The organism is Sphingopyxis jiangsuensis (assembly GCF_016734905.1).
GTDB classification, from domain to species: domain Bacteria; phylum Pseudomonadota; class Alphaproteobacteria; order Sphingomonadales; family Sphingomonadaceae; genus Sphingopyxis; species Sphingopyxis jiangsuensis.
The window spans coordinates 62,412-80,553 of the sequence record NZ_JAERPO010000004.1; the positions used below are offsets into that span (position 1 = coordinate 62,412).

The window sequence follows — 18,142 nt, forward strand, 5'->3', positions numbered from 1 at the left end:
ACGACGCGGCATGACGATCCGACAAGGTATTCCGATCCGAGATACGGTCCTGTGGGTCGAGGATACGGGCGAGACGGACTTGACGCCGATCCTATGCCTTCACTCGCTCTTCCTCGACGGGCGGATGTTCGACGACCTGGTTCCGGCAGCGGCTGGCCGCTTCCGGGTCGTGCGGCCTGATTTTCGGGGACAGGGGAGCAGCGCTCCCGCTACCCAAGCCACCGTCTCAATGGAGTGCTGCGCCGCCGACATGATCGCGCTGGTCGAAGCGATGAGGCTTCCGCCCGTACATCTGGCGGCGGCGTCGATGGGCGGCGACGTTGCGGTGCGCATGCTCGCGCAGCGTCCCGAGCTGTTCCGCTCGGTCGTCATGATGGGGTCGTCGGTGCGCAGCGAACCCCCCGAGCAGATGGCGAACTTTCGCGGGCTGCTCGACCGGACCCGCGAGGACGGCTTTGCGGGCGACGATCTCGAAATGATGATGGCGATCATGTTTGGCGCGACGACGCGCGCCAAAGTGGAAGCCCAGGCGATGCTCGCGCATTGGCGCATGCGCATAGGTCTTCTGCCGCGATCGGCGTGGCCCGCCATGTACGGCGTCTTGGAAAGGACCGATGCGGCCGGCCTTCTGCCGAGCGTTACCGTCCCGGCGCTCGTCTTTGCGAGCGAAGACGATATCGCGCGGCCGATCGAATGGAGCCGCGAAGTCGTGGAGGGAATTCGCGGGGCGCGGCTCGTGCCCCTCAGGGGCGTGGGGCATAGTCCGATTCTCGAGGCACCCTCGGTCGTCATCCCCGAAATGCTGGCTTTCATGGCGGCGGTCGAACAGGAGAAGCAGGCATGATCTTCGACGACAATTATAGCATGACCATCGACGGCAAAGCTGTCGTCAGTGACGCGGGGATCGCGGTCGTCAATCCGGCGACCGAAGAGGTAATCGGCCATGCTCCCGACGCAAGCCGCGCGCAACTTGATGCCGCCGTGACCGCGGCTAAGAACGCTTTTCCGGCTTGGTCGGCGCGGCCGATCGGCGAACGACAGGCGATGATCGCCGCGATCGCCGACCACATGCTTCGGCACAAGTCCGCGATGGCACGCCTGTTTACCGCCGAGCAGGGAAGGCCTCTCGGCGGCGCGGAATGGGAAATCGATGTCTGTGCGCAATGGTGCCAGGCGGTGGCGGGCTTCACGCTGCCAGTCGAGCTGGTGGAAGATAACGACACACGCCGCGTCGAAATCCATCACCGGCCCATCGGAGTCGTCGGCGCAATCACGCCGTGGAATGCGCCGTTGTTGATGGCGATCTGGAAGATGGCGCCCGCGTTGCTCGCGGGCAACACGGTGGTCCTCAAGCCGTCGCCCTATACGCCGCTCTCGACGCTGAAGCTGGGCGAACTGCTCCGCGACGTCCTCCCTGCCGGAGTGCTCAACATCGTGTCGGGCGGCAATGATCTTGGACAATGGATCACTGCGCATCCCGACATCGGCAAAGTGTCTTTCACCGGATCGACCGCGACCGGCAAACGCGTGATGGAAAGCGCCGCACAGACGCTGAAGCGCGTCACATTGGAACTTGGCGGCAACGACGCCGCTATCGTTCTTCCCGATGTCGACCCCAAGACGATCGCGCCGCAGCTCTTCTGGGGCGCTTTTTTCAACAGTGCGCAGGTGTGCGTCGCGATAAAACGGCTCTATATTCACGCCGACATCTATGATGCAGTCGCCCATGAGCTGGTCGAACATGCAAAGACGGTCGCGCTTGGCGATGGAGCCCAGCAAGGGGTCGACCTCGGGCCGGTCCAGAACGGCATGCAGTATGAGAAGGTAAAGCAGCTGCTCGACGATGCGCGTGCCGCGGGTCAAAAATTCCTGATCGGTGGGGAGGTTCCGGAGGGGCCAGGTTACTTCATTCCCATATCGATCGTCGACAACCCGCCAGAGAATTCGCGCGTTGTGACCGAGGAGGCCTTCGGCCCCGTCCTCCCGCTGCTTAAATATGACGACATCGACGATGTCCTCCGGCGCGCCAACGACAGCGAGACAGGACTCGGCGGCTCGATATGGTCGAACGACCTCGATCAGGCGCGCGCAATCGGCGCGCGGCTCGAAACCGGAACGGTCTGGATCAACGAGATGTTTGCCTTCCTGCCGAACGCGCCATTCGGGGGCCACAAGCAATCGGGGGTCGGCGTTGAACATGGCATGGCGGGACTGCTCGAGTTTACCAACAGCCAGACGATTACAAGCCGCAAGCTTGCGTCGGCAGTCTGAGGAGACAGGCAATGAGCCATGGCGTGGGATCCGACGTTGCCGACATATTGCGCGACGCGCCGAAAAATTGGGGACGCTGGGGGCCGGACGACGAGGTCGGTGCCCTCAATTTTCTCGGCCCACAAGAGGTGCTGAGCGCTATTTCCAGCGTTCGGTCGGGCAAGCAGTTCACGTTGCAGGTGCCGATGGCCGATCCGAAGGGCGACCCCGTCTGGCCCGGACGGCGCGCGGCGGAACGGTACCAGATCATCGACGAGGGTCATTGGTGCTGCGGCAAGGCGCCCCACCTGCCGGGGGGGCAGCATTATGCCGACGATGCGATGTCGGCCTACCTCCAGGGATCGACTCAATATGATGCTCTCGGCCATGTCTGGTATGACGGCCAACTCTACAATGGTTATGATGCGCGCTCGACGATTGGCGGGCTTCAGAAGGCGAGTGTTCAGGCGATCGGCGAGCGCGGTATCGTCGGGCGCGGAATCCTGCTCGATGTCGCGCGGCTGCGCGGCAAGGCCTGGCTCGACAAGGGCGAAACCTTCACCCACGAAGATCTGCTTGCTGCCGCGGCGGCGCAGGGCTGCGAGATTCGCAAACATGATATCCTGTTGATCCGCACCGGCTTCATCGAATCCTTTTTCGCGTTGGGTGCCGACGAGTTTTACGCCGATTTCATCGAACCCGGACTCACCTATTCGCCGGAGTTGGTCGACTGGTTCCATGCCATGGAAATCCCCAATCTACTCACCGACACGATGGCCAACGAGGTCACCATCGATCCGGTGACGGGAGCAATGCTTCCGTTGCATGGCGCGCTGATGCGTAATCTGGGCGTTACCTTCACCGAATTGTGCGATCTGTCGCGGCTCGCCGCCGACTGCGTCGGCGATGGGCAATGGGATTTTCTCTATGTCGCCGCGCCGCTCAAAATTGTGAACGGGACCGGCGCGCCCGTAAATCCCGTGGTGATCAAGTGAGGTTTGAGGAAGCGAAACGATGTCGGCGAAAGTGAAAGACATGTCCCCGGGACGCCCCGTGGCGATCGTGACCGGCGCCCTGCAAGGGCTAGGTCTGGGTATCGCCCAGTCGCTTCGCGCGGCTGGCTTCGACCTCGCAATCGTCGATCTTGCCGAAGATGCGGCGATGCCCGCGTCGCTGACCGAACCCGCAGAGGGCGCGGGAAGGTGTCGCTACTATCGAATGGATATTGCTGATGTTGCTGCTCACAGGCCGGTGCTTTCGGCGATTGAGTCCGATTTCGGGCGGCTCGACTGCCTCGTCAACAATGCGGGGATCGCCGCGCGGCCGCTAACCGATATTCTCGAGCTTGGCCCGGATGCGTTCGATCGTTCGGTCGAGGTCAATCTTCGCGGCACATTTTTTCTGACTCAGGCCTTCGCGAACAAACTGATCGCAAGTGGACCGGCCACGCCCGGCGCCTATCGCTCGATCATCTTGATCACCTCGATAGCCGCGGAGCTGTCTTTCACCGATCGCTCTCAATATTGCGTAACCAAATCGGCGCTGTCGATGGTCACGAAGCTGTTCGCGGCACGCCTCGCCGGCGACGGCATCCACGTCCATGAGGTGCGCCCGGGTCTGATGAAGACGCCGATGACGGCCAAGACCGGAAGCGACACGATCGAGAAGCTGTTGGCGTCGGGGGCTGTTCCGATCGCGCGATGGGGATTGCCCGAAGATGTCGGCGGGACCGTGTCCTCGCTCGCGACAGGTGCGTTGCCCTATATGACAGGGCAGCCGATCTGGACGGCCGGTGGACTTAACATTCCGCGCATATTGTAGGGGGTGGTGCCTCGGACGGCACCTTCGCCGTTGCCGCAGCATTGCAAAAAGAGCATCCTCAAGACGCAATTTGTGATCTACGCAGGCCGCATGGACAATAATTACACGCTTCAGACCGTAGAACGGGCCCTTTCATTTCTTGAATATGTGGCAACGGCACCCGTGCCGCCCAATATCCGCGACGTGTCCAAGGCACTCGAGCTCAACATTACCACCTCCTACCATCTTCTCCGCACGCTCGTGGCGCGCGATTATATCAAACGCGACGAGGATGGTCGCCTTGAGCTGGGCGATGGTGTCGCCATCCTGGCTCAAAACTACCGGCGGCACGAAAGCGTTGAGCAGTTGCTGGCGCCCGTCGTTCAGCAACTCGCTGCCTCTACGCTGGAAACCTCGTTTCTGTCGCTCCGCGAGGCGCAAAATGTCGTCCTGAAGGTGCTGGTCGAAGGGTCGCAGCGGTTGCGGGTGGCTGGCCTATATGTGGGATTGTCGGGGCATGAGTATCGGCGCGCTGCAGGCAAAGCGGTGCTGGCCTATCTCGGGGACGCCGACCGCAAGGCGATGCTCGACGAAAGCTTGGCGACTACGCCGGTCCGGCTTCGCAAGGCGATTTTGAAGACGCTGGAAAAGGAGTTGCCCCTCACAGCCTCGCGAGGATGGTCCGCGGACGATGGCCAGACGGAGGAGGGCATTATCTCGATTGGTGCTCCCGTCTTCGGCGCGACCGGCTCGGTGGTCGGCGCGGTCGGCATCGTAACGCCAATTTTCCGGATGGATAAATCGCCCGAAGCTTTTCGCGAGGCGGTTCTGGCCGCGGCGGCTGAGGCCAGTCGCCGGCTCAAGAATGTCGGGGTCCGCGCGGACTAGCCTTACGACTCGGCGAACGCCCGATCTTACCGCGCCACATCTGCGGCGCACCAAGCCATATTCGGTTCGACGGATGAGCGGCATGGCGGAGGGCGTTGGGCCTGTTTCGCCTGCGGCCTCGTCGCAGCCTGCGATGTTCACATTATGTCACAGATACCGGCGCCGCTGCCTTCGAGCGCGGTGATCACGGGTACGCGTGGTTCGTATCCTTAGGCGACATCGGCTTCGTTTCGACGGGTTTACAGCGGAACGAATCTATGTCAAATATAGAATGAATATCAGATAATGAAATATTCGTATTGGATTTCGGAAAATGGACGTGCTCGCCGTCGATCGGTCAGGTGGGCGTCGCGGATCGCATGGCGAGAGCGCGGGCGCACCCGGGCCAACGCGGAATGGACGATTAGGATCGTGCCGGGAATTCCGGCACCGAATGAAGGGATGTGATGATGACCAAGAGTGTCGCCGATGTGATTGCAGCAGCGCTGGTTCGACATGGCGTTGAGTTCATTTTCGGCCAAAGCAATCCCACCGCGCTGATGCTCGCGACGGAAGCGGCCGGAATTCGGCAGCTTCTCTATCGGACCGAAAATGCGGCCGGTGCGATGGCCGATGCCTATTCGCGGGTGTCGGGGAGAATTGGGGTGGTCGCGGCGCAGAATGGCCCGGCGGCGACACTGATGGTTGCGCCCATGGCCGAGGCGCTGACTGCGTCAATCCCGATGCTCGTTCTGGTCCAGGAAGTCCCGGCAGCGCAGCGCGACCGCAACGCATTCCAGGAATTCGACCATTTTGCCTTGTTCGCGGGCGTTTCCAAATGGACCCGCCGCCTCGACGATCCCAATCGCGCCGCCGAATATATCGATCTGGCTATGATCGCCGCCAACAGCGGCCGCCCGGGACCGGTTGTGCTGCTGCTCGCCAAGGACATGTTGATGCAGCCGTGCACCCCGCCGACTTTCGTACGTACGCGAAATCTCGGTGCCTTCCCGCTCGACCGTCCGCGCCCCGAGGCGGCGGCCGTGGAGATGGCCGCTCAGCTGATCGCCGGGGCCGAGGCCCCGGTGGTTATCGTCGGTGGCGGCGTTCACGGGTCGGGGGCAGCCGACGAAGTGGCTCGCCTCGTCGATGTGGGTCAGCTGCCCGTCGCCACAACCTTCATGGGCAAGGGCGCAATCGACGAAACCGGTCCCCTTTCTCTCGGCGTTGCTGCGAACATCACCGGCGAAAATGGGCCAGCCGCCGCGCATCGGGAGATGTTCGAAAAGGCTGATGTGGTACTGCTAGTCGGAACCCGAACCAATGAAAATGGTACCGATAACTGGACGCTGACTTCCCCGGGCGCCACCTATATCCATATCGATATTGCCGGCGAGGAAGTCGGCCGAAACTACGAGGCTGTGCGTCTTGTGGGCGACGCCCGTTCCGCGGTCGCGGACCTCGCCGATGCCCTTGGGCGATGCGATCTGACGCTCCGCCGACGCAAAGCGGATGCGCTGCGCGAGGCGATCCTGTCGGCGCGAATGGCGCGTCTGGAAGCAATCCGCCCCGAATGCGAGTCGTCGAGCCGGCCGATCCTCCCGCAGCGGATGATGGCGGAACTCGATCGGCTGATCTCTCCTGACGACATCGTGGTCGCCGACGCGAGCTATTCGTCAGTCTGGGTTACCGGCTATCTGACTGCGCGGCGCGCCGGGCAGCGTGTGCTCACTCCGCGCGGGCTCGCCGGACTCGGCTGGGGTCTTCCTTATGCGATCGGGGCGAAGCTCGCGCGCCCGGAGGCAAGGGTGATCGCGCTCGTCGGCGACGGCGGTTTTGCGCATGTCTGGGCGGAACTCGAGATGGCCGTGCGCGAAGACATTCCCTTCACGCTGGTGGTCCTAAACAATTCGCAGCTGGCCATGCAGCGCCACGGAGAAAATCTGGGCTTCGGGCGCAGCACGACCGGTATCGAGTTCATTGCTGTCGATCACGCGGCGGTCGCGCGCTCGGTTGGTGCGGAGGGAATCCGGATCGAAGATCCCGATGATTTTGGGCCCGCTTTGGCGACGGCCATGGCGTCGAACAAGGTCACGCTTATGGATGTCATTTCAAGTGCCGACGCAACTGGTCCCTTGCGGATCTTCGACGGTCAGCTCGAGCGGCTTGCCACGCCGCCAACCGCCAATCCGGCCCGAGTGCTGCAAGGCGTTTGACGGCGATGACACCTGTCCTCGATTGCTCCCTGTCCCAATCCACAGCGGAACAGTCTTCGACGCTGCTAATCGGCGGCCGGTGGTGTTCGGGGTCTGACGGACGTTGCTTCGTTGTCGAAGACCCGGCTAGCGGATACCCGGTCTGCGAGGCTGTCGATGCAAGTCCCGGAGACGCGATCGCCGCGCTCGATGCTGCAGACGCGGCGCAGGCGGACTGGGCACGCGCCGCTCCGCGCGACCGGGCGGAGATCCTGCGCCGCGCGTTCGATCTGCTGACCGCGGATGCCGGGGCCTTCGCGTCGATCATTACGCAAGAAACCGGAAAGCCGCTCAGCGAAGCGCGGGGTGAGGTGGCCTATGCCGCCGAGTTTCTGCGCTGGTTCTCAGAGGAAGCGGTTCGCGTCCACGGCCGTTACCAGGCGGCCCCGGACGGCAAACTTCGCCACCTGATAAGCCGCAAGCCGGTGGGGCCTTGTCTGTTGGTCACACCGTGGAATTTTCCGCTCGCAATGGTAGCGCGCAAGATCGCGCCCGCCGTGGCGGCAGGTTGCACGATGGTTGTGAAACCATCGGAGCTCACACCGGCGACCGCGGCCCGGTTCGCCGCCTTGATGACCGAAGCAGGCTTGCCTGCCGGCGTTCTGAACCTGGTTTCAACAATCCGGGCCGAAGCCGCCATTGCCGCGCTGCTTGCCGACCCGCGGCTTCGAAAGCTCTCTTTCACCGGTTCGACGCGCGTGGGCCGCCTGCTCCTCGCGGCGACGGCCACCAATGTGCAGCGTAGTTCTCTCGAACTTGGCGGCAACGCACCTTTTATCGTTTTCGAGGATGCGGATCTGGATGCCGCGATCGAAGGAGCGCTTCACGCCAAGCTGCGTAACGCCGGTCAGGCATGCACCGCCGCGAACCGTTTTCTGGTCCATGAAGCGATAGCGGACGAATTTGTGTCGCGGCTTGGCCACGCCTTCGCGGAAATTGCCGCGGGGGATCGCGGAGACATGATTGGACCGCTGATCAGCGAAGGCGCACGCGCCCATGTTCATGCGCTGGTAAACGACGCGCGTGCGCGGGGCGCGCGCCTGATTGCCGGGGGCGAGCTGCCGGAAGGGCCAGGCTATTTCTACCCGCCAACCTTGCTCGCCGAGGTCGCACCCGGCTCGCGGCTCCTCGATGAGGAAATTTTCGGTCCCGTCGCACCGGTTCAGCGCTTTGCGTGCGAAGCCGAAGCGGTCACCGCTGCAAATGCGACGCCCTATGGACTGGCAGCCTATGCCTATACTGCCGATCTCGACCGGGCGCTTCGCTTGCACGACGAGCTGGATGTCGGGATGCTGGGTATCAACAGCGGCCTCGTCTCGGATCCCGCGGCGCCCTTCGGCGGCGTGAAGCACTCCGGCCTTGGCCGGGAAGGCGGAACCGAAGGGATCGAGGAATATGTGTCCGTCCGCTACGCGGCGATTGGTCGCGACGGCCGACAGGCTCGGGGTCTCCTCCCACCCCTTGAAGTCGCCGCCTGAACTTTCGGAGAAGAGCATGCCGTTGAATGATGCTGTGCGCGACCGCCTGGAAGGGTGGAAGGATGCCGCTATGGCGCTCGCCCCCTTGCTCCTGGGCGAAGAGCTTACGGTCACTCCTGACGTGCTTCGCGCGCGCTACAATCAAGAACTTGCCCGCAACCTCCCACCCGCCGATGTATCGGTCACGGCGGTCGACATGGGGGGCGTGCCCGGCGCGCTGATGACGCCGGCTGAACCGCACGATGGCAGGGTGATGCTCTATATTCATGGCGGCGGTTACTTCAGCGGCGGATCGGCGGGATATCACGGTATCGCCGGTCATTTTGCCACGCTGCTCGGCGCTTGCGTCTATATCCCGGATTATCGGCTTGCACCCGAGCATCTCTTTCCCGCGCAGCTCGACGATGTGGTGCAAGCCTATGCCTGGCTGGCGGCGGATCCGGAACGCGCCGACCGGATTGTGCTTGCTGGGGACTCGGCCGGCGGTGCGATGGTGGTCTCGACGATGGTGCGCGCGCGAAATGCCGGCCTGCGTCTACCCGCAGGCGGCGTGGCCATATCGCCCTGGGCCAATCTCGAAATGACCGGAGCGAGCTACACGACCCGCGATGGTGTCGATCCACTGTGCTCGCGCGAAATATTGGTATTGATGGCGCGCGCCATATTGGGAACGACGAGGCCCAATGATCCGGACGTGTCCCCCGTGTTCGCGGATGTCCGGGGACTGCCGCCAATGCTCGTGCAGATCGGGGAGAGCGAAGTCATGCTCAGCGATGCTGTCCGGCTGGCGTCCCACCTTGCCGACAGCCGGGTGCGGACCTCGCTCGAAGTGTGGCCCGATATGTTCCATGTGTGGCCCATGTTCACCGACATACTTCCCGAAGCCAGGGAGGCGCTCGAGAGCGCTGCATCCTTTCTCGATCGGCAGCTGCCCTGATCGCGATGCTGCTGATCGGTCGATCGGCTCTGAACGCAAACGCCCGAGGCACGGCAGCCTCGCGCAACGTCGGCGGCGTCGCTTCCGGCGCTGCGCGCGCGCTTGCCCGCTTTCCAGCCGGGCATCCATTGTAGATAGCAATTCCACACAGTGTTTCTCTTCGAGAAGCGGCGAGGAAAGAAGGCTATAAAACAATAGGTTAAATGGAAGCTGCCTCCGGCTTCTCCGACCTGAGAGAGGCGTGCATGTATTTCGTTATTTACAACAAATGCAAATAACGAAATATCCTGATCAACAATAGAATGTGGAAACGGCACGCGACTCCCGATCCGCGGATAGGCGGTGATCGGACCGGACCGCATCGACAACGAGATATTCGATTCTCAAAGGGGAGGACAAATGACCAGATATAATGTGAGCCGTCATGCGCTCGTCGCAGCCTTGCTGCTGGCTCCGGCCGCTCAGGCTGCAGCGCAAGACGATGCGAAGGTCCCGACCGAAACGACCGCGGAAGATCAGATTGGCGAGATTATCGTTACCGCGCAGAAGCGCGGCGAGAATGTCCAGAAGGTTCCCATCGCGATTACCGCTCTTAGTGGCGATACATTGGCGCAGGACGGCGTCGTGACCACGCTCGATCTGACGCAGGCGGTGCCCGGGCTTCAGATCAACAATCTTTTCCAGTCGTCGAATCCGACGATTTTCCTCCGCGGTGTCGGTGTGAACGATTTCAACCCGGCCTCGTCCGGCGCCGTCGGGGTAACCGTTGACGACGTGTTTCTCAATTCCGGGGTCGGCCAGCTCTTTGCGATCTTCGACGTCGATCGCGTCGAGGTGCTGAAGGGCCCACAGGGGACGCTCTATGGCCGTAACACGACCGGCGGCGTGATCAATTATGCGACGAAGCGACCGAGCTTCTCGCCGGATTTCTCGGCGTCGGCCACCGCAGGGCGGTTCAATCAGTTCTTTTTCGATGCCGCTGGCGGCGGCCCGCTGATCGAAGACAAGCTGGCGGCCCGCGCGTCGCTCACGGTCAAGCGCCGCGACGGCTGGGCGGTTAATCTGCAGGATGGCCGCGATATCAACGATCTCGAAGCCTATGCAGGACGCCTTCAATTGCTGCTCACACCGAGCAGCGACGTAGAAATCCATAACAAGATCGAGGGCGGCGTCACCAAATCATCGGCGCTCGGACATCAGTCGCTGGGTATCTTTCATCCCACCGAAGGCCGGCCATGTACGGGCGAGGAAATCATCGCGCGAACCGTTTGCGTCAATCCGATTACCGGATACCAGGCCAATGCGGACATCGACGAGTTCAACACCAATGTGCTGAACAACAGCGAAAAGTTGACCAATTTTGCGGACCGGCTGCTGGTCAGCATCGACACGGGCAATATCAATATCACCTCGGTGACGGCATTCGTTTACAACAAGCGCGAACTCAATCAGGATGTGGATTATTCGCCCTTTGCGATCGCCGAGCTGCCGCTGTGGACGGAGAAATCGGAACAGGTCAGTCAGGAGTTGCGGATCGCTTCCAACGACGACGGACCGCTCAAGTGGATCGTTGGCGCTTATTATCTGCAGGAACGCCTGTCGAGCCTGGTGAACTTTACGCTGCTACGCGAATTCAACCCGGATCCGACACAGTCCTTTTTCGATCCTGCGTCGTCGATCATGACCGTCGAGCGCGATTTTACCCAGCGTACGACCAGCAAGGCGGTATTTGCGCAGCTCGACCATGAACTGACTGATCGTCTCACCGCGACAGCTGGCATCAGATATACTGACGACCGCAAGAAGCTTAGTTTTATCACCTATGCCGGCCCAGTTAATCCGGACAGCAATGCGCAAGCCCGATTGCAGGACCGCTTGCTGGGGCTCATCGACTCCGTTCCCGGCAACGGCGCCATCGACTTGCCGTCGCGGACGGTGACGACGCTGAAAAAGCCGACCTGGCGTCTCGCGCTTGCCTTTCAGGCCACGCCGACCGTCAACGCCTATACAAGCTACTCGCGCGGCGTGCGGTCGGGCGGATACAACACGGGTGCGCTGTTCAGTGGCATCGAATTCAACGAGGTCGATTCGGAAACGATCGATGCTTTCGAAGTCGGCTTGAAGAGCGACTTGTTCGATCGTCGGCTGCGCCTGAATCTGGCCGCATTCTATTATGACTATCGCAACCTGCAGGTGTTCAGTCTCGAGCCCGATCCCAATGGCGCCGCTCCTATTCAGCGGTTGCAGAATGCCGACGCCGAAATCTACGGAGCCGAGGTCGACATTCAGGCGCGGCCGGTGTCTGGTCTCGATTTCCATGTTGGCGCTGCGTATGTCCACGCGACCTATTCCGACTTCGTCGATCCCATCCGCGGCGACTTTCGAGGTAATAATCTCGACAAGGCACCGCGGCTGCAGATGACGGGCCGCGCGACCTATAGCCACGACATAAACGATGACTGGACCGGGCGGATTGGCGCCGATTTCTCTTATCAATCCAAGGTGTATTTCAGCGCGATCAATGCGGAGCCCATGGCTGCCGGTCGACATGGCGAAATCAACCTTAATGCCGGTTTTGCGCACCGTGATGGCATCGATTTCTCGCTGTTCGTGCGCAACGTCGGGAACAAGCGGTATCGCGCCGACATGAACGACCTCTCGAGTCTTGGCTTCTATTTTCCGGTTTACAACGAGCCGCGGACATATGGGGTGACGGTCCGCTACGCTATGTGAACTGCTCGAAGCCGCTATCTCTCCTGGAGGCCGGTCGCGCGACCGGCCTCTTTTTGTATCCGGAGAGTGAAGGTAAAAGCAGCCATCGGCGTCCCCATGCGCAGCATATGGGTCGATCCGGCAGCGTCTTACATTGGCTCTGTCGCGCCCGAGGCGACCCGGATAGCCGAGAGGAAGCGCTCGATATTGTGGTCGTTGAGACCTGCGATGTTTATGCGGCCGCTTGGATCCATATAGATGGCATGGTGCTCGCGCATCGCCGCGATCGCGGCAGGCGTCAAGTCGAGCATCGCGAAGAGACCCTCTTGCGCGGCAAGCCGGTTCGCTCCAGGAAAGCCGGCGCTGGCGAGGCGGGCGCGTATGCTGGCCAGCCTTAGGCGCATGTCGCGAAGTTCGTTGCTCCAGACGGAGGTTAAGCCTGAATCTGCCAGGATCGTTCGCACGATTGCCGCGCCATGGTCGGGTGGGTTGGACCACAAACTTCGTGCCAGGCTCTCTGCAGTCTTGCGACACGCATCCGCCGCTGCCATCGAAGCGGCACGAACGGCGAGCATGCCGGTCCGTTCGCTATAAAGTCCGAAGCTCTTAGAGCAGGAAATGGCGATGATTGCCTCCGGCAGGGTTTCGACCAGTTGGCGGGTGGCTTCGACGTCGGCGGTTATTCCGGCAGCCATGCCGGCATAGGCGAGATCGACAATCGGCACGAGCCGGGCTTCGAGAAGGGCGGCTGCAAGCGCGCGCCACTGCGACGGGTCAAGGATTGCACCGGTCGGATTGTGGCAACAGCCATGGATGAGGAACAGGTCGCCCGGGTGCGCTGCCTTCACCGACGCAAGCATCGCGTCGAAATCCACGGCGCCCGATATCGGATCATAGTGGCGATAGGTTGTACAGCGCAGCCCCACTCGTTCGGCCGTCGGAATATGATTGGGCCAGGTCGGCGTGCCGATAATGAGCCGCGGAGAGGGCGATCGCAGCGCGGCCAGCTCCAGACCCAAGCGATAAGCGCCCGTGCCACCCGGCGTTTGTATAAGCGCCAGCTGGCCATCCGCCATGGGGCCTAACTCGGGAAAAAGGGCTCTCGCGAGATGATCGCAAAAAGCGGGATCACCTCCTGGTCCGACATAGCCTTTGCCGGTCTGACTTTCGAGCAATCGCCGTTCGGCATTCTTGACCGCCGCCATCACTTCGATGCGTCCTGCACCATTGCGATAGGTGCCGACCCCGAGGTCGATTTTCCCTTCCCGGTCGTCGGCCCGGAACAGGCGCCCGACTTCCATGAGTGTGTCGGCAGGCGGTGGAGACAGGTTTTCGAACAAAGCAGATTCTCTCAATACGCGAGGAACAGGATGCAGCCGATCGCGTAGGCCGCGAGGAGGAGGGTTTGCGCGAGCATGGCGGCGAGGGGCCGCCATCCATCCGCCAGAATCCGGCGCGGCGACGTCTTGATTCCGAGCGCCGCAGTCGCGGCGACAAGGCAAAATGTTGCCGTCTCCGAGAGAAAATGGCGAAGGGTGTCCGACAGCAGGCCAAGATTTGCGGCGGCCGCGACAAGTCCGAAGCCGACGAGAAAAAAAGGAACGGGAGGGGGAGTTGCGCCGCGGTATGAGGAAGTTGCGTACCGCGCCCCCACCATCGCGATGGCGGCAACAACCGGGGCAAGGCAGGCGACGCGCACAAGCTTGGTTGCGATGGCGGCCGTTGCGGCATCGTTGGAGATCATCGCACCGGCACCGGCCACCTGTGTCACGTCGTGAATGGCGGAGCCGAAAAAGATCCCAGCTTGGAGCGGTCCAAAGCTGAGAACGCTCCCCACGAGGGGATAGAGTAGCATTGCTGCGGTGCTCAGCACCGTAACGAGCGCGACGGTGGTCGCCGTCTGTCGTTCTTGCGCTTCGCGATGCGGCAGTACGGTCGAGATGGCGAGAGCCGCCGAAGCACCGCAAATTCCGACGGCACCAGCGGAAAGAAGTGACCGGGAGCGCGGAAGTCCGAAAGCCATTGCTACTAGCGTGCCCGCGCTGAGCATCAAACCAACACCCCCTGCCGCAATCGCGACCGCTGAAATACCAAGCTCGGATATTTGTTCGACCGAGAAGCGAACCCCGATCAGGGCGATACCGATCCGCAGGATAGTCCGGATTGTAAAATCGGCTCCCGGAGTGAGATATGAGACATCGTTGCGGTGGGCGAACATTGTTCCTGCCACCAGCGCGGTAAGCACGGCTGGCAAGGCAGGCACGGAAAGTGCCATCAGCATCGACAGGCCGGCAATCACGGTGCAGACCGCGACCCCGGACAGTAGCTGGGCGCCCCCTGTCGGCGCATTTCGCCAGCTCATGCGGAAGCCGGCCATAGCGTCAGGGCTGACGGGTGGTGATACGATTGACGACCATGCGATCGTGAAGCCGGGCGATAATTCCGCTACCTGTTCTGGCGCACATCGAGGGTATGACGGCATGGACCAGGCAGGCAAACGCCCCAACGAACATGGCTCCCGAAAAGGCTAGGGAATGGCGAAAATGCTCGCCATAGCTTTCCCCGACCGAGGCGGGATGGGCGATAAACAGGCGTTTGATCACATCATTCTCCTTCGCCGAGCTTCTAACCTCGCGCTCGGAGAATGTTTTTCCAATGATTCCGTTATTCTGGTAAAATGGGATAAAGAATTCTGAATTTAGCGAATCATGGAGTAAAATTTGCTCGATCTTATCGATAGAAAGATATTGCGGTCGCTTCAGGCCGATTCGTCGCGGTCGCTCGGCGACATTGCCAACGAGGTCGGTTTGTCTTCCAGTCCCTGCTGGAAGCGCATCAAAAGGCTCGAAGCCGACGGCTATATCGTCGAACGGGTGACGATCCTTGATCGCGAACGACTGGATCTAGGCGTGACGGTATTCGCCGCGGTCAAGACCAACCAGCATCACGAAACATGGCTCGCCGATTTTGCCACGTCCGTGTCGTCGATCCCCGAGGTCGTCGAATTCTACCGAATGAGCGGGGACGTTGATTACCTGCTCAAGATCGTGTGCAAGGATATTGCGGATTATGATCGCATCTATCGGTCATTGATCAAGCGCACCGCAATCTACGACGTCAGTTCATCCTTTGCTATGGAGCAAATCAAGTGCACGACGCAGTTACCTATATGAAGGGCCTGCGTCAGGCGAGTTCGCGCGTAAATGCGACGGGTACATGAACAGGATCTTGCAGGTCTGACCTGGTTGCAGCCTTGATTATTGATCGCTTGAAATGCCGCGGACAGCGTTCTGCCAGCGATCGCCGCTGAGTTTTCTCAGATTCGCCAACATTATCGCGGAGAGCTACCCTTCGTGTTTAGTGAAAGAAACTTACACCGAGAAAGAACGGTTTAGCATAGATTTGGGGGCCTAATCGGGGGCACCTGCCCGACAATCATTGCGCTAAAATACTGAATTAAAACATATATTTACGATGAATGTGATTCCGGCTCGGTCAAGATCGCGAGTGTTTCTGTTCCGGGAACATTGATCGCGGGACAGCCGCAATCCAGGCACCGCCGGTGATATAAGCTCCCCACTGGTCAAGGAGCATGCGCCTCATTTCAAGAAACGTGGCACGCTGATAGGCTTTGACGACCTCGTCCTCGATGACGTGCGACAGCGCCGATTCCGCAACAGCTTCGGGAATATATGGCTGCTGTTCCGCAGCCCAGGTTCGCAGGCTTGTTCGAAAACCGTGAGGAACCCAAGGCAGGTCCGCAGCGCGCATTACTCTTGATATGGTCATGTCGCTGATCATGTTTCCCTTGTTGTTGGGGAAGATGCAGGATGACACGCCAGTCGATGTTGCGGAAGCCATTGTGGCGGGAGCTGCAGAGGAATGCCAGCGCCACGGCGTCGCCTTTCTGGGAGGCGATACCAAAGAGGCTATGGGTATGAACATGGTGGGCGCCGCTCTTGGCACTATCGACAAAAATCGCCATTTCAACAGGCGTGGCGGCAAAGCCGGTGACCTGCTCGTCCTTGCTGGAACCGTTGGTGGTTTCCTAGGTGCTTACCGAACGTGTCAAGCCGGCGGCTTTCCTGAACCAGATGCCGTTGAGTACTTGTCGCGTCCTCGAGCCGCTTGGAAGGAAGCATTGGCGTTAGCTTCACTGGAAGGCGTCAGGAGTGCCTGCGATCTTAGCGACGGACTAAGCTCCAGCGCACTAAGCGTGGTAGGCTCAGGGGCCGGTGCCGTGCTCAACTTCGACGCGCTGCCATTCCATCCTCTCGCGCGAGCGAGCGCGGCCACGAGGGGCGTAGACCTGCTGTCTTACGCTTTCGGTGTCGGTGACTGGGGGATACTCTATGCGGTCGACCCATCGGCTGGGGGCGCCATTGCGGACTTAAAGGCGAAAGGACTTTCGCTCGCGATTGTTGGCCTAGTGGAGTCCGAGCCGGGCCTTCGACTGAGGCGAGGCCACCTGTTCGCCATATCCGCTTCGGAGAATGAGCACTTCAGGCAGCGCATGGAAGACGAAGGGGACTATTTTGACCTTCAGGAAAGCAGTTTGGTTCTGACGTCGTTAGTTCCCTAGCCGCCGCCGGTGCCAGACGCAGCGTCGGCTTCTCCGCCTTTGCGCTTCAAAAGCCGCCAGTCGACTACCGGCCAATCGATTTGATCCGTGCGTTTCCCATTTTGGCCATTTTGGCCGCAGGAGAACGATCATGGGTAGGTCAGAATTCGACTATTTACCTCCACGACCGGCGTGGAATGCTGGTCGAAAGGTTGGCGCAAAGCGGCCGTTAAAACCACGGCAGATTTGGGCAATTCGCTTTCACTTAGATCGAGAGCATCGGCTTCGAGACAGGGCGCTGTTCGATCTTGCGATCGACAGCAAACTGAGGGGCTGCGATCTAGTGAAGATAAAGATCGGCGACCTTGTAGCCGGCGGTGAGTTGAGAACGTGGGCGATGGTGATCCAGCAGAAGACCAATCGGCCCGTTCAGTTCGAAATCATGTCGGATGCTCGCGGGAGCCTCTTGGCATGGCTTGAGCGGCGCGGCGGATCGATCGAGGATTTTGCGTTCCCCAGCCGGGTCGACCACTCCGCTCATATGAGCACGCGTCAATATGCGCGTCTCGTCGATGAATGGGTGACGGCGGTTGGCCTTCGAAGCGAAGATTACGGAACGCATTCGCTGCGCAGAACGAAGGCGTCGATCATCTACAAGGCGACCGGAAATTTGCGTGCGGTGCAGATTCTGCTCGGTCACACCAAGATTGAAAATACCGTGCGATATCTCGGCGTCGACGTTGAAGACGCCTTGACTTTGGCGGAAGGCATCGAAGTCTAACGATCAAATCTCGATAACCTAGAGAGCGAACGCTCTGGATTGCCTTGGAACGTCCGCTCTCTTTGTTTGGTCCCTGAAAGCCGACTGTCTCCAATCGGCCAGCCTAGGCCAAGTCTGGCCCCAGCGTTTCGATGATCCGGCAGTCCTCGATCGTACCCTGTTTGCAGGTCGTCAGCATACGGCTCAGTTCCGCCCGCATCTTGCCGAGATCGGCGATCTTGGCCTCGATCTCTTTGAGGTGCCGGGTCGTGATCTCATCGACCGCGCCACAGGGGCGGGACTTGTCGTCGGCGAGTGTGAGCAACTCGCGGACATCGTCGAGACGAAAGCCGAGGTCGCGGGCACGCCGGATGAACGACAGGCGCTGGCCATGCTCGCGGCCGTAGCTGCGATAATTGGACGCTGTCCGCGACGCTTGGGGAAGCAGGCCTTCCTTCTCGTAGAAGCGGATCGTCTCAGTCTTTGTTTTCGTGATTCGGGCGAGCTCACCTATGCGCATGA

At 60.8% G+C, this 18,142-nt stretch carries 17 protein-coding genes; 12 read left to right on the forward strand and 5 right to left on the reverse strand.

Translation table 11 applies throughout. From position 1 onward, the window contains the following. The first annotated feature begins 10 nt into the window (after window positions 1-10). From JI743_RS14700 to JI743_RS14745, 9 genes are all read left to right on the forward strand, one after another. Window positions 11-844, forward strand: a complete 834-nt coding sequence (locus JI743_RS14700) for an alpha/beta fold hydrolase (protein WP_201929284.1) — start codon at window positions 11-13, stop codon at window positions 842-844. Continuing rightward, window positions 841-2,271 (forward strand): aldehyde dehydrogenase family protein, encoded by a 1,431-nt coding sequence (locus tag JI743_RS14705; protein ID WP_201929287.1) that lies wholly within the window; start codon window positions 841-843, stop codon window positions 2,269-2,271. The genes JI743_RS14700 and JI743_RS14705 overlap by 4 nt, the downstream gene beginning before the upstream one ends. An 11-nt stretch (window positions 2,272-2,282) precedes the next feature. Further along, window positions 2,283-3,245 carry a cyclase family protein gene (locus JI743_RS14710; RefSeq protein ID WP_201929289.1) on the forward strand — a complete coding sequence of 321 codons (963 nt, stop codon included), beginning with the start codon at window positions 2,283-2,285 and terminating at the stop codon, window positions 3,243-3,245. Between the two features lie 40 nt (window positions 3,246-3,285). Beyond that, window positions 3,286-4,071, forward strand: a complete 786-nt coding sequence (locus JI743_RS14715) for a 3-ketoacyl-ACP reductase (RefSeq protein WP_201929291.1) — start codon at window positions 3,286-3,288, stop codon at window positions 4,069-4,071. A gap of 72 nt (window positions 4,072-4,143) precedes the next feature. After that, window positions 4,144-4,938, forward strand: a complete 795-nt coding sequence (locus tag JI743_RS14720; protein ID WP_201929293.1) for an IclR family transcriptional regulator — start codon at window positions 4,144-4,146, stop codon at window positions 4,936-4,938. A gap of 449 nt (window positions 4,939-5,387) precedes the next feature. Next, on the forward strand, window positions 5,388-7,133 hold the full coding sequence (locus tag JI743_RS14730; RefSeq protein ID WP_201929295.1) for an acetolactate synthase catalytic subunit: 1,746 nt from the start codon (window positions 5,388-5,390) through the stop codon (window positions 7,131-7,133). A gap of 5 nt (window positions 7,134-7,138) precedes the next feature. Beyond that, window positions 7,139-8,650 (forward strand): NAD-dependent succinate-semialdehyde dehydrogenase, encoded by a 1,512-nt coding sequence (locus tag JI743_RS14735; RefSeq protein ID WP_236660045.1) that lies wholly within the window; start codon window positions 7,139-7,141, stop codon window positions 8,648-8,650. A 70-nt stretch (window positions 8,651-8,720) separates the two neighbouring features. Then, window positions 8,721-9,587: an alpha/beta hydrolase gene (locus JI743_RS14740; RefSeq protein WP_201929299.1), complete on the forward strand. Its 867-nt coding sequence runs from the start codon at window positions 8,721-8,723 to the stop codon at window positions 9,585-9,587. A 399-nt stretch (window positions 9,588-9,986) separates the two neighbouring features. Further along, complete coding sequence (locus JI743_RS14745) at window positions 9,987-12,320, forward strand: TonB-dependent receptor (RefSeq protein WP_201929300.1); 2,334 nt, start codon at window positions 9,987-9,989, stop codon at window positions 12,318-12,320. A gap of 128 nt (window positions 12,321-12,448) precedes the next feature. Here the strand turns inward: JI743_RS14745 and JI743_RS14750 are convergent, their stop codons facing one another. From JI743_RS14750 to JI743_RS14760, 3 genes are read right to left on the reverse strand one after another with little or no spacing between them, the layout of a single operon-like run. Beyond that, window positions 12,449-13,639, reverse strand: coding sequence for an aromatic amino acid transaminase (locus JI743_RS14750; RefSeq protein ID WP_236660046.1), 1,191 nt, complete (start codon window positions 13,637-13,639; stop codon window positions 12,449-12,451). A gap of 11 nt (window positions 13,640-13,650) precedes the next feature. Next, window positions 13,651-14,676 carry a YeiH family protein gene (locus JI743_RS14755; RefSeq protein ID WP_201929304.1) on the reverse strand — a complete coding sequence of 342 codons (1,026 nt, stop codon included), beginning with the start codon at window positions 14,674-14,676 and terminating at the stop codon, window positions 13,651-13,653. A 4-nt stretch (window positions 14,677-14,680) separates the two neighbouring features. Further along, window positions 14,681-14,902, reverse strand: coding sequence for a DUF6356 family protein (locus JI743_RS14760; protein ID WP_201929306.1), 222 nt, complete (start codon window positions 14,900-14,902; stop codon window positions 14,681-14,683). Between the two features lie 117 nt (window positions 14,903-15,019). On the opposite strand from JI743_RS14760, the gene JI743_RS14765 reads away from it, so the two are divergent. Then, the gene (locus JI743_RS14765; RefSeq protein WP_201929308.1) at window positions 15,020-15,472 is read left to right on the forward strand and encodes an Lrp/AsnC family transcriptional regulator; all 453 of its coding nucleotides are present in this window, start codon (window positions 15,020-15,022) and stop codon (window positions 15,470-15,472) included. 322 nt (window positions 15,473-15,794) lie between these two features. Here JI743_RS14765 and JI743_RS14770 read toward each other — a convergent pair whose 3' ends face one another. Beyond that, a complete protein-coding gene (locus tag JI743_RS14770) occupies window positions 15,795-16,100 on the reverse strand; it encodes a hypothetical protein (RefSeq protein ID WP_201929310.1) in 306 nt (101 codons plus the stop codon). Here JI743_RS14770 and JI743_RS14775 point away from each other — a divergent pair. Together JI743_RS14775 and JI743_RS14780 are read left to right on the forward strand one after the other, a co-directional pair. Continuing rightward, a complete protein-coding gene (locus JI743_RS14775; RefSeq protein WP_201929312.1) occupies window positions 16,087-16,881 on the forward strand; it encodes an AIR synthase related protein in 795 nt (264 codons plus the stop codon). The two genes, JI743_RS14770 and JI743_RS14775, sit on opposite strands and share 14 nt — an antisense overlap. Before the next feature lie 130 nt (window positions 16,882-17,011). Beyond that, window positions 17,012-17,641: a tyrosine-type recombinase/integrase gene (locus JI743_RS14780; protein ID WP_201929320.1), complete on the forward strand. Its 630-nt coding sequence runs from the start codon at window positions 17,012-17,014 to the stop codon at window positions 17,639-17,641. 103 nt (window positions 17,642-17,744) lie between these two features. On the opposite strand, the gene JI743_RS14785 is transcribed toward JI743_RS14780, so the two are convergent. Then, on the reverse strand, window positions 17,745-18,140 hold the full coding sequence (locus tag JI743_RS14785) for a MerR family transcriptional regulator (protein WP_201929322.1): 396 nt from the start codon (window positions 18,138-18,140) through the stop codon (window positions 17,745-17,747). Window positions 18,141-18,142: the final 2 nt, after the last annotated feature.

Coding starts and splice junctions, on each gene's coding strand:
- JI743_RS14775 (WP_201929312.1), top strand. CDS start 16,087: ATGTCGCTGATCATGTTTCCCTTGTTGTTGGGGAAGATGCAGGATGAC.
- JI743_RS14745 (WP_201929300.1), top strand. CDS start 9,987: ATGACCAGATATAATGTGAGCCGTCATGCGCTCGTCGCAGCCTTGCTG.
- JI743_RS14780 (WP_201929320.1), top strand. CDS start 17,012: ATGGGTAGGTCAGAATTCGACTATTTACCTCCACGACCGGCGTGGAAT.
- JI743_RS14785 (WP_201929322.1), bottom strand. CDS start 18,140: ATGCGCATAGGTGAGCTCGCCCGAATCACGAAAACAAAGACTGAGACG.
- JI743_RS14740 (WP_201929299.1), top strand. CDS start 8,721: ATGGCGCTCGCCCCCTTGCTCCTGGGCGAAGAGCTTACGGTCACTCCT.
- JI743_RS14735 (WP_236660045.1), top strand. CDS start 7,139: ATGACACCTGTCCTCGATTGCTCCCTGTCCCAATCCACAGCGGAACAG.
- JI743_RS14730 (WP_201929295.1), top strand. CDS start 5,388: ATGACCAAGAGTGTCGCCGATGTGATTGCAGCAGCGCTGGTTCGACAT.
- JI743_RS14715 (WP_201929291.1), top strand. CDS start 3,286: ATGTCCCCGGGACGCCCCGTGGCGATCGTGACCGGCGCCCTGCAAGGG.
- JI743_RS14700 (WP_201929284.1), top strand. CDS start 11: ATGACGATCCGACAAGGTATTCCGATCCGAGATACGGTCCTGTGGGTC.
- JI743_RS14705 (WP_201929287.1), top strand. CDS start 841: ATGATCTTCGACGACAATTATAGCATGACCATCGACGGCAAAGCTGTC.
- JI743_RS14770 (WP_201929310.1), bottom strand. CDS start 16,100: ATGATCAGCGACATGACCATATCAAGAGTAATGCGCGCTGCGGACCTG.
- JI743_RS14710 (WP_201929289.1), top strand. CDS start 2,283: ATGAGCCATGGCGTGGGATCCGACGTTGCCGACATATTGCGCGACGCG.
- JI743_RS14755 (WP_201929304.1), bottom strand. CDS start 14,676: ATGGCCGGCTTCCGCATGAGCTGGCGAAATGCGCCGACAGGGGGCGCC.